This window comes from Paenibacillus sp. J31TS4, from assembly GCF_018403265.1.
Taxonomy (GTDB): domain Bacteria; phylum Bacillota; class Bacilli; order Paenibacillales; family NBRC-103111; genus J31TS4.
In genome coordinates this window covers 54,500-67,447 of the sequence record NZ_BOSI01000011.1, presented here as the reverse complement: position 1 = coordinate 67,447, position 12,948 = coordinate 54,500, and the positions used below count along the sequence as shown (strand labels likewise).

Below are 12,948 nucleotides of genomic sequence, written 5' to 3'. Positions count from 1 at the left end.
GGTACACGTACGTCGAGATGACGTCGGACGCTTCCATGTTGAGCGAGTTCTGCATCAGGAAGACCTTCTCGAAGCCGACGCCCATGATGGAGCCGACGTTCAGAATGAGCAGGATGACGATCGTCGGCAAAATGCCGGGAATGTTCACGTGCCAGATGCGCTGGACGCGCGTAGCGCCGTCGACGCGGGCTGCCTCGTGCAGCTGCGGATCGATGCCGGCAAGCGCCGCCAGGTAGATGATCGAGCTCCAGCCCATCTGCTGCCAGACGCCGGAGAGCACGAAGATCGACTTAAACCAGCCCGGCTCCGTCATGAAGTTAACCGGCTCGCCGCCGAAGAAGACGATGATCATGTTGATCAGGCCGCTCTGCGGCGACAGGAACATGATCAACATGCCGACGAGCACGACGGTCGACAGGAAGTGAGGCGCGTAGGTGACCGTCTGGATGAACTTCTTGAACCATTTGGCGCGCACTTCATTGATCATGAGCGCCAGCAGAATCGGCACCGGGAACCCGACAGCCAGCTGGTACAGGCTGATGCCAAGTGTGTTCTTAATCAGCCGCCAGAAGTAATAGCCGTCGAAGAAGCGTTGGAAGTGCCGGAAGCCTACCCAGTCGCTGCCCCAAATGCCCTTGGTGGCGACGAAGTTTTTGAAGGCGATCTGGACCCCGTACATCGGGTAGTATTCAAAGATCAGGTAATACGCGATGACCGGAGAAATGAGTACGTACAGCTCCCAGTTGCGGGCAAATGGCTTCAGCCATTGGGCGAGGCGGGATTTGGCGGGCACTGCCGCGGGTTTGTTGTCGATGACGGTTCTTGCCAAGGGAGAATCCATCCTTCCTAGAATCGTTTGTAAAACTATGTAGATTCCTGTCTATTATCAATTCGTAAATGGTCGCCTTATGGGAAAGCCCCCTTCCAGAAATGGACCGCCAAGCCGAAATCGCTTTCATTCCAATTAACTATTCTCATTGCAAGCATGAGGATAGAGCAAAGCAAGAATCTGCATCAAACAAGAAGTTGCTAAGAAAAACCGAAGAAAGACGATGTGGAAAGCGCGTTCATTACCTCACTCAAACTTAATCTTATGATTAGAGAAAGTATACCCAAGGATTGTTTTCCTGACAAGTTATTTTTGTCTGGTTATGGTTAAATTTGTCTGTCTATTTAGTAAAGACAGCCGCCCGGACGCAAAAAAGAGCGGTACGCCTAGCGCGCCGCTCTTTCGAATCGGATCTTGGATCGGTTATTCCCGCTGTTTGCTCTGCTCAAACAGCCATTGCCGCAGCTCGTTGTCGGAGTAGGCGGCCGGCCAGCAGATGTGGCCGACTCCCGGATAAAGCGTCAGCCGGGCAGTTCCCCCGCAAGCCTGAACCGCCTGCACCATTTCCTCGGATTCGCGGAACGGGACGCCCTGGTCCTCGGCGCCGTGGAAGGCCCAGACGGGCACTTCCTTGAGCCGGTGCGCCAGCTTGGGGTTGCCGCCTCCGCAGATCGGAACGATGGCGGCGAACCTGTCCGGCCGCTTGGCCGCTAAGTCCCAGACGCCGTAGCCTCCCATGCTGAGACCGGTGAGATAAATCCGGCGGTCGTCCACGCGGTATACCGCCGACAGCTCCTCTATCAGGGCGAGCAGCTCCTCGGTTTTGTCCTCCCAGGTCGCTTCCAGCGGGCAAAGAGGTGCCGCGAGCACAAAAGGCTCCTCCTCCATCCATTCTAAAAACGAAGGAATGCCGTGCCGTTTCACCCGCTCCAGATCAGACCCCCGTTCGCCTGCTCCGTGAAGAAAGAGAAGGAGCGGCAGCCTCTCCTCTCCCTCCTCCCGGCCCTCCGGCGTATAGACCAAATACTGAAGCAGCAGGCGTTTCTTCACTTCCTTCTGCAGCTTGCCCTTCCGTTCCATCGCCCTGTCCCCTCCTCGCTATGAGACATGTACCTCCGGCCGGACGGTCCGATCAAGAGAGATCGATATCGGCCGGCCAGTGCAGCTGGACGCCTTCCTCCTCCAGCATGTGCTGGAACGCCTGAAGACGGCTCTTGTCCTCCCGCACTTCATAGGGAGCTACACCGGTACGGAGCGCGTACGCCGCCAGGTAGCCGGCCGCTTCTCCGATGTTCCATTCCGTCGGCTGCAGCCGGTAGCAGCCGTTCGTAATTTGGGTCGTGCCGATGTTTTTGCAGGCCGGCAGCAGGTTTTTCACCCGGACCGGCAGCAGAGATCCCAGCGGAATCTCGTAGGGATAGCTCGGGATGTAGAACGCCCGGTTCGAGATGGTCAGAGGATGCAGGTCCAGATGATAGCTGCCGACTCCGACGCTGTCTTCGTAGACGCGGATACCGCGGTCTCCGCGCAGCTCCCGGCTCACGTCCTGCTCCGTAATCGTGAAGCGGGCCTGAATCCGGCGCGATTCGCGGATATACGGAGCTTTGGCCAAGCCGTCCTCGGTCCCCATCACGTCGCCGCGCAGCCGCAGTCCCGGCCAGCCCTTGCCTCCGTCGGGACGCGGTGCCTCCGTCTGCAGCCAGTAGACAAGCGACAGGCTGAGCTGCCTTGCGCCTTCCAGATGCTTGCGGCGCTCGTCCTCGCTCACGCCGTAGATCGGCCCGAGGTAATAGTCGTTCTGCGGCCAGTTGATCAGCGAGATGTCGCCTTCGTAGAGGCCGTCCTCGAATAGGGAACGGTCCACGACGCGGCGATACGTCCAGAGAGACGGTTTGCCCTCCTCGCCGGGGAACAGGGCGAACTGCCGGACCTGGTCGAGGTCGTTGGCGTCCGTGGAGAACCAGCTGAGGAGCGGATGCTCGGAGAAGCTCGGGACGTACGAGCGCCAGAAGTCGTACTGCGCCGGCCGCTCGATCGTAAAGTCGCCATCCTCCACATAATCTAGGGCGAATACGTGGGTGATCGACTGCATGTCGAGCGGGTTCGCCTCCTCCATCGCGTGAGGCTCCCCGGTCTCGCTGCGCGCTTCGGCACCCGAGACGTACTCGACTCCGGCAAGCGGCAGCACGTCGCCACACTCGGTCGCATCCAGGAAGTAAGGAGCTTCGAGCTCGATGCGGCGTCCCGTACCGGTCTCTTCGACCGTCACGCTCCGGACCTCGTCCCCTTCCGAGACGGCCGCAACCGGCCGGCAGCCGTACAGAATCTCGAGACGGCCGCTGTTCACATAAGGGGCCAGCATATCCTGGAGGACGCGAAGCGCCACCACCGGCTCGTGGCAGATCCGGCTGACCCACCCGTTGCCGGGATTGAGCCGATCGTTCGCAAGCGCCTCCTTGGTCATCGGATAGTTGTCCTTGTAATACGCCCGCACCCGGTTCCGGAATTCCCGGTAAGTCCCCGTACAGCCGAAGCTCTCGATCCACTTGTGCTCGTCCGGCGGCACCGCCTGGCTCGTCAGCTGACCGCCGATCCAGTCCGTTTCCTCGGTCATGATGACCCGGCAGCCGCTCTTCGCCGCTGCCAGCGCGGCGGTACAGCCCCCAAGGCCTCCTCCGATCACGATGATGTCCGCTTGCCGTAAAGTTGTTTCCATAGCCTCTGCCCACTCTCCCCTAGTCGGTAACCGGTACTCCCGGTCCCTTGCTCAAGCGGCGGCATGCCGCGGTCGGCCAGATACGCCGGCCGTTCCGTTCGCTGCCGCCGGACGGTTCTCCCCCTTGCTTCGCACGGTGAGGAAATGCCTCTCGTCATCCGCACATCCGTCTAATTCCTGCTCTCTTCGGTCAGCCCAGCCGGCCGAGCCGGTCCCATGCCAGCTTGGCGGCTCCGATCGCTCCCGCCTGGTTGCCGAGCTCCGCTGGCAGTACCCGGACGCCGCTCTGCATGTCGGCGAGCGCCTCTTGGAAGCCGTCCCACCACAGCTCCTTCACGTCGATCAGACCGCCGCCGAGAAGGACGGCTTGCGGGTTGATGCCGATGTGAATGTTATGCACCGCCACGGCCAGATGCCGGCAGAACAACCGGAATACCTCGGCTACCGCGGGATCTCCCTCGCGGTAAGCGGCGGTCACCTCATGTCCGCTCGCAAACGGACGGCCCGTCGCCTCCTGGGCGAGCCGGACCAGCGCCGTGCCGGACAGATACTGCTCGATGCAGCCCGCCTGGCCGCAGTTGCACGGACGCCCGAACGGGACGAGGATGACATGTCCCCACTCGCCGCCGTTCCAGCCGGAGCCGTGAACCAGACGGCCGCCGATCATGTTCCCGCCGCCGACGCCCGTGCCGAGCGTCAGCATCGTCAGATCGTCGAAGCCGCGGCCGGCTCCGAGCCAGTGCTCTCCGACCAGCGCCGTGTTCGCATCGTTGTCGATGACGAACGGAAGCGGGAATGCCGCTTCCAGATGCTCCTTCAGCTGGAAGCCGTGCCAGCCCGGCAAATTGTCGGTAGCGAACACGATCTGCCCGGTATCGGCATTGACCCGGCCCGCCGTGCCGACGCCGACCGCCCGAACGTCCGGCTCTCCGCTGAGAAGCTCGCGGACGACGGCCTCCACGTTCGCCACGATATGAGCTTTGCCGCGGGTAGCGTCCGTTGCAAGCCAGAATTCGCGTCCCGCCTCGCCCTTTTCGTCCAGCACGATTCCTTTGATGGAGGTGCCGCCGATATCGATTCCAAGCACTTTCTCGCTCATTGCTCTCCTGCTCCCCTCTTCGGCCCGTTAATAGATTCGGTCGGAGACGGCCTGGGCCGTCTTCTCCTTCATCGCCTTGGCATACTCGGCGTTGCGCAGCGCCAGCCCCCTGCACAGCAGATCGACGACGAACAGCTGCGACATCTTGGTCGTCATCGAGCCGCCTTCGAGCGGCGATTCCTTGCCGGCCGTCAGCAGGACGACGTCCGCTAGGCTCGTGATCGGCGATTTGGCGTAGTTCGTCACCGCGATGACCCGCGCGCCTGCCCGCTTCGCCTTGCCCAGCATGTCGTTCGTGTCCTTGGTGCTGCCCGATACGCTGAACCCGAGGGCGACGTCGCCCTCACCGAGCGTCACGGCCATCATCGCCTGCAGATGGCTGTCGAGAATCGCGTCCGAGCGGCGTCCGATCCGCAGCAGCCGATTTTTGGCGTCCATCGCCGTGATACCCGAAGCACCTACGCCGAACAGCTGGATATGCCGGGCACCGTCGAGCAGCTCCACCGCCTGCTCTAGCGCGACGCGGTCGAGCAGATTGATGCTCGTCTGTAGAACGCTGACCGCATCCTGAAACACCTGCCGGGTGTAATCCTCGCTGTCCTCCTGCTGAACGGCTCCCAGCTTCTTGAAGGTCAAGTCCTGCGCCAGCGCCAGCTTGAAATCCTGGAACCCGTGGTAGCCCACCTTGCGGCAGAATCGAATCACCGTCGTCTCTCCGACGCCCGAGATCTCCGCCAGCTCGGTGATGGAGTGAAACATCGCCTCGTCGGGCTTGTCAAGCACGAGCGAAGCGACCTTTTGCTCGGACTTGGTCAGCGACGGGTAATAGCTCGTAATGAGGGCGCTGAGGTCGTTCACGCCTGCACCTTCTCCATGGCCTGAGCGTAGCGGGCCGTAATGAGCTGCGGACGGGTAATCGCCGAGCCGACGACGACGGCATGCGCACCGAGCTCCAGCATCCGGGCAGCCTGCTCCGGCGATTCGATCTTGCCTTCGGCAATGACCGGAATGGACAACCGCTCGGCTGCCTGCTGCAGCAGCTCGAAGTCCGGTCCGTCGTCCTGCCGCGAATACGGCGTATAGCCCGACAACGTGGTCGAGACGCAGTCCACGCCGAGCGACTCGGCATAGAGCGCTTCCTCCAGCGTCGAAATATCCGCCATGATGCCCTGCCCGCGCTCCTTCATATAAGCGACGAGCTCCTCAAGCGTCTCCCCGTTCGGACGCGAACGCCGGGTCGCGTCCAGCGCGATCAGCTCCGGGCCCGCCTCCATCAGCTCGTCTATCTCCTTGCGGGTCGCCGTAATATAGACCTCGCTGTCCGGGTAGTCGCGCTTGAGCAGACCGACGACCGGCAGTCCGGTCTCCGCCTTGATAGCGGCGATGTCGACGGGCGTGTTGGAGCGGATGGCCACCGCTCCGCCTTCCTTGGCCGCCCGCGCCATCCGGGCCATGATCGCCGAGCCGAACAGCGGCTCGTGCTCGAGCGCCTGGCAAGAGACGATCAGCTTCCCTTTGATTGCAGCGAATAATTGTTGATCCATTATGATTCCGCCTTTGCTTGTGGTTTTGCCTAGGCCGGATCCTTCTCTTCTTCCTCCACATGCACCGCGAGCCCTACTTCGAACATACGGCTCCACGGCATATAGCAATCGTCGATCACGATCCGGTAGGACTCGTTAGCTATCGATTCCTGAACGAACGCTTCCAGTTCCGTTTTGACGATGGCCGAGACACGCCCCCGCTGCCCGTCCACCTGAAAATAATCCAGTCCGAGTCCCGGCAAATCCCGATTCGCCACCAGCCGCCGGACGCGCGAGCAGTAGCCTGCGTCCTCCACGAACCGGTGCGCCAGGAAATTCCGGTGCTCCTTCGTATCGCCGTAGATGGCATACAGCATGCCCTGCGCGATGCAGGTGCCAAGCGTGTTGGAGCTCGTATTCCATCCCGCATAGCCCGCCAGCTCGAACAACAGGCCTTTCTTCCGCAGCAGCTTGAAGAGCGTCAGGTCGGAGCCGTTCGCGAACGCGATATCCGCCACGACACACGGCTTGTTCAGCGTCCGGACCGCATAGGCGGCCATCACCGTCAGCTCCGTAATGTTCCGCATCACTGTATAGCCGAGGCTTGGCGCGTCCTGGTTAACCGCCTCCATCATCGTATCCCCCGGCATGTTGATGCAGAGGATGAGATCGGCCTCGGCCATCGAAGTACACATGAGGCCGCCCGCCGCAAGAATCTGGTACTTCACGCTCTCGTAGACGAGCCGGTCCTCGTAGGCCGGCGTCACGAACGGGCCGTTCGCGCTTGCAAAATGCGCATAAATGAGCGGACGCCGCCCTTTGGCCTCGTTCACCATCCGGGCAAGCAGCGTGCAGCCGACTTCGTCCGCACCCGGATACATATAGACCTGCAGCTCGACACCAAGCTCACCGACCGAAGTCCGCACCAGCTGCTGGTCGATCGCCGTCAGCCCGTACGGGGCCGAATCGTCCTGAGGGATGCTCATGAAATCGATCGTCCCGTCCTGCACGTATTCCAGTGCGAGCCGGTTCACCGCCCGGTTCACGGCGCGGCGGCCCACATAGTCGTCCAGCGCCTCCCGGGGCAGGACGGCTTCGATCTCGGCGAGCTGGGTCTTCTCCTCCTCCGTCGCAATTCCCAGCTCGATGCGATGGTGGATATAGCCCTGGAGGAAAATCTCCCGCCCCCAATCGCCGTAATAATCGGGCTCCTCGTCGCTGCTGGAATACTTCGGGCAGCGCATAATCAGGTTGAACGCATACAGCTTCAGGGAAGGATTGCGCTCCTTCAGCTTTTTCAGCCCCTTCAGCCGCTGCTCGCACTGCTCCACCGTGAGCGAATGCAGACGCGACGGAATAATGCCGCCATACAAGAGCGTGTCGAGCGACAGGATCGCACCGTCGGCATCCTTCACCTCCTCCAGCAGCCACTCCCATAGGCGGTCGACGTCGGCCGGCCGCTTCTTCAGGCCCATCCGGTCGAGTCCCGGCGTCACCAGGTCGACATCCGTCCCTTCGGCTAGCAGACGGGGGAATAGGTCGTTGCAGGGGCGTTCGTCAAGCGGAACAAATACGATCTTCATTGGGCATCCTCCTGTCCGGCGGAAGGAAAGAAGGGGATGTCCTGCCGGCGGCTGTTCGCCGCACGGCATACGCCCCTTCCTGCAGGACTGGCGTCTTGGCGCCGCCGCTCCTCCTCCGCCGGTTGTAATCCGAATTTTACCGGTTCCCTCATTCATACCATACAGGCCGTCGGCCAACAAGACGAGAACCGTGCGGATTGTAGTGGTTTCATGACCGGTTGCGCCATCTTGTGCAGGACGGGCGGGGGCATGCCCGCGCGCAACCATTCATGCTCTTCATTATATACCATATGAAGAGAATATCCAGATTATTGTTTCAACTTGGAGATTGACTCCACCACGAATTCTCCGCTGCCGCAAGAGACCTTCTATCGAATCCAGCAGTGCCTCCCCTACGGATGCTCCTGCACGCAAAAAAAGCTCTGCCTATCGAGGCAGAGCTTTCACGGATGGAAGGCACCCGGCGTGCCCCGCCTCTCCGGCGGGGCTCCCAGGCGGGGCGGTTAGCGGGTATCCGCCTTCCGCTCGATGGATTCAAACAGGAACGATTGACCGTTCCGGTAAAACCGGGGGTCATACACCCCCAGACGTCCGCCTTCGTCCACGATGACGACGAACGGCGCCCACTCTGCGAGCGTAGCGGCCCGCGGATTCTCGGCGAACAGTTCCTCGAGGTTCGCTTCCTCTCGGGATGCCAGCTTGGCCACCGGCTTCTGCCCGCTCCATGTGGCGCCCTTCGTGAGCGTGACCTCCCCGCCCGTTTTGCCGATGACCGTGAACTGGCCGGGGATAAAATCGGCCGACAGCGCCACCTGCTCGTACTGGCGGGACGCCTGCTCGTACAGCATGTAGCCCTGGGCGGATTGGACGACGATGTGCAGCGCGATCAATAGCCACACGGTGCGATAGATCCGGTGCGGTGCCCAGCGGGTGCCGGGCCGGCGTGCCAGAAGCCAGCCGCCGAGCATGAGCAGCCAGAAAACCGGAGAGACGATCGGAATCGTGCCGAACGTCAGCCGGGCGGAGGAGAACGGCTCGAAGTAGCCGGTCCCCCAGGCGTTGAACAAGTCGCTCGTATCATGAATCCAGACGGCCAGCGCGGCGATGCCGAACAGCTTCCAGCCCGCCTCCCGCACGAACAGCCGCGTGCCCGCCGTCAGCAGGAGCGCCCAGAACGGGATCAGGAACACCGAGTGCGTAATGCCTCTATGCCACATTTGGTAGCGTCCCGCCGTATCCCACCACTGCGAGACGACGTCGATGTCGGGAATCTCCGAGCCCGCTACCGTCACTAGGAGGAGCGCCCGCTTCGCCTTCACCGACAGCTTGCTTTTGTCGACGGAGCCATAGAGGGCAAGCCCGAACAGCGCGTGTGTCACCGTATCCATTCTTCGTCCATCCCCTTCCTTCTCTACGCCTCAAGCGGGCTCTATTCTATCCTACAACGCCAGCCGCAGCGTTTCCAGCTGGATGGCAGTTGCCTCTCTTCTCTTGAAGGCTCCGAATGGATGGATGTGAGAAAGAGGCACGAAGGAGAGTCCTCCGTGCCTCTTTCCTAATTTTAGCTGAGAAACCGGTCCGTGTTGCCATCAGATCAAGTTTAGAGGGCTTGCCCTTGGGGCGTCAACATCTATTTACGCGGCGCGGGCCGAGCCGGATCAGCCGTTGTAGGCCTTCAGCGCCTTGTTGACCTCTTTCCAGCTCGGACGCTTGCCGTACATCAGGACACCGACACGATAGATCTTAGCCGACATCCAGCCGAAGAACAGGATCGAGGCGAGCAGCAGGACGAGCGACAGGGCAATCTCCCACCAGGCCGGATGGGAGAGGCCGATCCGCAGGAACATCGCGTTCGGGGAGAAAAACGGCACGTAGGACATGATCCGGATGAACATTGCGTCCGGGTTGTTGATCCCGAAGATTGCGATGTAGAACGACGCCAGGCCGAGGAACGTCAGCGGCATGGTCGCCTGTCCGAGATCTTCCGTCCGGCTGACGAGCGAGCCGACGGCGGCGTAGATCGTCGCGTACAGGAAGAAGCCCGTCAGGTAGAACACGAACAGATAGAGGACGAGGACGAGCGGCAGGTCGCTCCAGCTGATACCGAGCGAGGCGATCATCTCCTGGTTCGCCGGGACGGACAGATTGACGGCGGCAGCCGCCACGAACACGAGCAGCTGGGCCAGCCCAAGCAGCAGCATGCCAATCACCTTGCCGAACATTTGCGTCAGCGGCGAGATGCTCGAGATGAGCACCTCCATCACCCGGGAGCTCTTCTCCGCCGTGATTTCCGTCGCGATCAGATTGCCGTACATCGTCATCATCATGAACAGCAGAATGATCAGCACATAAACGAGAAAGTAGCTTACCTTCTCCTGCGTTTCCGTCTTGCCGGGTGCCGCCTCTCCGGAATCACCGACGGTCACGGGGTGAAAAGAGAGCGGCGCCTTCAGCTGTTCTGCCTGCTTCGGTGTCAGGCCGAGCTCCCGCACGACCCAATCGCGCTGGAACGCCTCCAGAGAGGCCTGCACCTCATACAGGCTGCGGCCCTCCAGCTTGCTCTCCGATTTGTAGGTCACCGCGGGGAACGCGCCGTTCGCAGGAGCACCGAACGAGACATAGCCTTCGATTGTGCCGTCCGCCAGCTTCTTCTTGGCTGCGGTCTCGCTCTCTTCCTCCGAGGAGGCGGACAGCAGCTCCCCGCGCAGGCTCTGGCTTTCCCCCGTCCCGAGGTGATCCGCGAGCGCCCGGCCGTAGCCCGCCCGGTCTTCGAGAATGCCGATCGTCATCCCTTCCTTGGAACCGGAATTGCCGGAGAACGCAGAGATCAGATGAGGAAGGTTGATTGCAACCGACAGCAGCAGCACAATAATAAGGGAGGTCACAAGGAAGGACTTGGCCCTGACCCGGTTCCAAAATGTGAAGCGAATAACGGTGGCCAGCTTATTCATGCGGATCGCCCACTTTCTTGATAAAGATTTCGTTCAATGTCGGCTCCATAACTTGGAACCGGTTGACGGCGGCCTGCTGCATGGCCGTCTCCAGGATGAGACGCGCGGCCTTGTCGCTGCCGATCCGCAGCTCCGTCCCGTTCTCCTTCCGCTTCACGGCGAGAACGCCCGGAATCTGCTCCAATCCTTCTACCGGCCGATCGGTCTCGAGGAGCACCCTCTCTTTGGGGAAGGACTGCTTGATCTCCCGCAGGCTGCCCTTAAGCACCGTATTCGACCGGTGCAGGATGCAGATATTCTCGCACAGCTCCTCCACATGGTCCATCCGGTGGCTGGAGAACAGGATCGTCTTGCCCTCTCCGCGCAGCTCGAGGACCGTTTCCTTGAGCAGCTCGACATTGACCGGGTCCAGCCCACTGAACGCTTCGTCCAGAATGAGAATGTCGGGATCGTGGATGACCGAGGCGATGAACTGAATCTTCTGCTGGTTGCCCTTGGACAACTCCTCCACCCGTTTGTCGTAATACTCCGGTACCCGGAACCGATCCAGCCAACGTTTCAGGTTGCGGTCGGCCTCCTGGCGCGAGAGGCCGCGCAGCTCTGCCAGATACAGAATCTGCTCGCTGACCTTGATCTTCGGATACAAGCCCCGCTCCTCGGGCAGATAGCCCATCTGGCTGCGCAGCTCGTTGCGGTACGGCTTGCCCTTCCATAGAATCTGCCCGGCGTCCGGGTAGATCAAGCCAAGCACCATGCGCATCGTCGTCGTCTTCCCCGCTCCGTTGCCGCCCAAGAGACCAAAGATCTCACCCTGGCGTACCTCCAGACTGATGGCATTCACCGCCGTTTTGTCCCCATACTGCTTCGTCACGCGATCCAGCTGCAGCGTCGTCATCCGATATCTCTCCCCTGCTTAATAGTCAATGTCGTTAAGATTTGCGCGCCGCATTCCTGCGTTCCCGAATCAGCTGAGCCAGAATGGCATTCAGCTCTAGAGCTTCCGTTTGAAGGATGCGGATCCCTTCTTCCTTCAAGCGGCTCGCAGCACTGGCGTAATCGCGTGTCGCGATCCGGTAGGGGCCTTCGCCCTCCAGTCCAATGAAGCCGGGAAGCTCTTCCGGCCGTTCCGGCAACCGTTCGATCCAGACAGCCTTCCAGCCGTCCTTCAGCTCATCCTTCTCGTACGTTCCGATCAGCCGGCCCTCATAGAGAAACGCGACATAATCCGCCAGTTTCCAGACCTCTTCCTGGATATGAGTCGCGAGAAGCACGGTCCGCCCTTCCTGGTCCATGAACCGCTTCACTTCATCAATCAGCTGTCCGGAAGCGAGCGGATCGAGGCCCGACGACGGTTCGTCGAGCAGCAGCAAGTGCGGCTGGGCCGCCAAAGCCATGATTAGATCGACCTTGCGCAGCGTTCCTTTGGACATGCCCTTCAGCTTGCTGCTATCCTTCAGGCCAAAGGCATCCAGCAGCCGTTTGTATTCGGCCTCGCTCCAATGCGGATACCAGAGCGACAGGAACGCGGCGATGTCCCCGACTCTGCGAGCCGCCATATCGTAATCGGACAGCTCGGGCACGTAGCCGATTCGGCCCTTGATCGCCGTTTCCCCTTCGGAATACGTGCTGCCGAAGATTCTCACTTCGCCTTCGTCCGGCTGAAGCAGATTCATCAGCAGGCGGAACATGGTGCTCTTGCCCGAGCCGTTCGGCCCCACGATTGCAGTGACCATTCCCTCTTCAACGGCCAGCTCCATCGGCCCGAAAGCGAATTCGTCTCCGTAATGCTTCTCTACGCTTTGCAGAATAACGGCTTCGCTGCCTGTTCTCATTTCGGTTCCCCCTTACTCTTCTCCAGCAGCTGGATCAGCTGCTCCACGATCGCCCGAATTTCTTCCGGCGGACACTGCACCCGGTAGGCCAGCTCTATGGCTTCCTGCAGCGCGTCGTGAACCGCTTTGTACCGATACTGCTCCAGTTCCTCACTCCCCACCTTGGCGACGAAGGTCCCCGTTCCCTGGCGGGAACGCAGCAGCCCTTCCTTCTCCAAATCCTGGTACACCCGCCGGATCGTGATGACACTGCAGGCCAGATCGGCTGCGAATTCCCGGTTAGACGGGAGCAGATAGCCTTCTTTCAAATGCCCGCTCAGAATGAGCGCACGCAATTGTTCCTTGATTTGCGAGTACAGCGGCTCCGCGCTATCGCTTGAAACATGAATGGGTATGCGCATTCTCTCTTGCCCCC

At 60.9% G+C, this 12,948-nt stretch carries 12 protein-coding genes; all 12 read right to left on the bottom strand.

The genetic code is table 11. The features are described 5' to 3' along the window. Positions 1–793, bottom strand: a 793-nt coding sequence (locus KJS47_RS23280) for an ABC transporter permease (RefSeq protein WP_249716689.1), incomplete at its 3' end; no start/stop codon positions are given. A gap of 459 nt (positions 794–1,252) precedes the next feature. Next, entirely contained in the window at positions 1,253–1,909 is a 657-nt protein-coding gene (locus KJS47_RS23275) for a carboxylesterase family protein (protein WP_213528228.1), read from the bottom strand. Positions 1,910–1,961: 52 nt separating this feature from the next. Beyond that, a complete protein-coding gene (locus tag KJS47_RS23270; RefSeq protein ID WP_213528226.1) occupies positions 1,962–3,545 on the bottom strand; it encodes an FAD-dependent oxidoreductase in 1,584 nt (527 codons plus the stop codon). 190 nt (positions 3,546–3,735) lie between these two features. Further along, positions 3,736–4,644, bottom strand: coding sequence for an ROK family protein (locus KJS47_RS23265; RefSeq protein ID WP_213528224.1), 909 nt, complete (start codon positions 4,642–4,644; stop codon positions 3,736–3,738). A 27-nt stretch (positions 4,645–4,671) separates the two neighbouring features. Further along, complete coding sequence (locus KJS47_RS23260) at positions 4,672–5,502, bottom strand: MurR/RpiR family transcriptional regulator (RefSeq protein WP_213528222.1); 831 nt, start codon at positions 5,500–5,502, stop codon at positions 4,672–4,674. Continuing rightward, positions 5,499–6,188, bottom strand: coding sequence for an N-acetylmannosamine-6-phosphate 2-epimerase (locus KJS47_RS23255; protein ID WP_213528221.1), 690 nt, complete (start codon positions 6,186–6,188; stop codon positions 5,499–5,501). The genes KJS47_RS23260 and KJS47_RS23255 overlap by 4 nt, the downstream gene beginning before the upstream one ends. A gap of 29 nt (positions 6,189–6,217) precedes the next feature. Next, on the bottom strand, positions 6,218–7,750 hold the full coding sequence (locus KJS47_RS23250) for a DUF4127 family protein (RefSeq protein ID WP_213528219.1): 1,533 nt from the start codon (positions 7,748–7,750) through the stop codon (positions 6,218–6,220). A gap of 503 nt (positions 7,751–8,253) precedes the next feature. After that, the gene (locus KJS47_RS23245; RefSeq protein WP_213528217.1) at positions 8,254–9,138 is read right to left on the bottom strand and encodes a metal-dependent hydrolase; all 885 of its coding nucleotides are present in this window, start codon (positions 9,136–9,138) and stop codon (positions 8,254–8,256) included. Between the two features lie 270 nt (positions 9,139–9,408). Continuing rightward, positions 9,409–10,701 carry an ABC transporter permease gene (locus KJS47_RS23240; protein WP_213528215.1) on the bottom strand — a complete coding sequence of 431 codons (1,293 nt, stop codon included), beginning with the start codon at positions 10,699–10,701 and terminating at the stop codon, positions 9,409–9,411. Continuing rightward, on the bottom strand, positions 10,694–11,596 hold the full coding sequence (locus tag KJS47_RS23235; protein WP_213528213.1) for an ABC transporter ATP-binding protein: 903 nt from the start codon (positions 11,594–11,596) through the stop codon (positions 10,694–10,696). Before KJS47_RS23235 ends, KJS47_RS23240 begins: the two co-directional genes overlap by 8 nt. Before the next feature lie 34 nt (positions 11,597–11,630). Further along, positions 11,631–12,533, bottom strand: a complete 903-nt coding sequence (locus KJS47_RS23230; protein ID WP_213528211.1) for an ABC transporter ATP-binding protein — start codon at positions 12,531–12,533, stop codon at positions 11,631–11,633. Then, a complete protein-coding gene (locus KJS47_RS23225; RefSeq protein ID WP_213528209.1) occupies positions 12,530–12,934 on the bottom strand; it encodes a GntR family transcriptional regulator in 405 nt (134 codons plus the stop codon). Before KJS47_RS23225 ends, KJS47_RS23230 begins: the two co-directional genes overlap by 4 nt. Between the last annotated feature and the right edge of the window lie 14 nt (positions 12,935–12,948).

What these genes read in the sequence shown, in the direction of transcription:
- KJS47_RS23240 (WP_213528215.1), bottom strand. Translation starts at nt 10,701, where the DNA reads ATGAATAAGCTGGCCACCGTTATTCGCTTCACATTTTGGAACCGGGTC.
- KJS47_RS23235 (WP_213528213.1), bottom strand. Translation starts at nt 11,596, where the DNA reads ATGACGACGCTGCAGCTGGATCGCGTGACGAAGCAGTATGGGGACAAA.
- KJS47_RS23250 (WP_213528219.1), bottom strand. Translation starts at nt 7,750, where the DNA reads ATGAAGATCGTATTTGTTCCGCTTGACGAACGCCCCTGCAACGACCTA.
- KJS47_RS23230 (WP_213528211.1), bottom strand. Translation starts at nt 12,533, where the DNA reads ATGAGAACAGGCAGCGAAGCCGTTATTCTGCAAAGCGTAGAGAAGCAT.
- KJS47_RS23245 (WP_213528217.1), bottom strand. Translation starts at nt 9,138, where the DNA reads ATGGATACGGTGACACACGCGCTGTTCGGGCTTGCCCTCTATGGCTCC.
- KJS47_RS23270 (WP_213528226.1), bottom strand. Translation starts at nt 3,545, where the DNA reads ATGGAAACAACTTTACGGCAAGCGGACATCATCGTGATCGGAGGAGGC.
- KJS47_RS23275 (WP_213528228.1), bottom strand. Translation starts at nt 1,909, where the DNA reads ATGGAACGGAAGGGCAAGCTGCAGAAGGAAGTGAAGAAACGCCTGCTG.
- KJS47_RS23225 (WP_213528209.1), bottom strand. Translation starts at nt 12,934, where the DNA reads ATGCGCATACCCATTCATGTTTCAAGCGATAGCGCGGAGCCGCTGTAC.
- KJS47_RS23265 (WP_213528224.1), bottom strand. Translation starts at nt 4,644, where the DNA reads ATGAGCGAGAAAGTGCTTGGAATCGATATCGGCGGCACCTCCATCAAA.
- KJS47_RS23255 (WP_213528221.1), bottom strand. Translation starts at nt 6,188, where the DNA reads ATGGATCAACAATTATTCGCTGCAATCAAAGGGAAGCTGATCGTCTCT.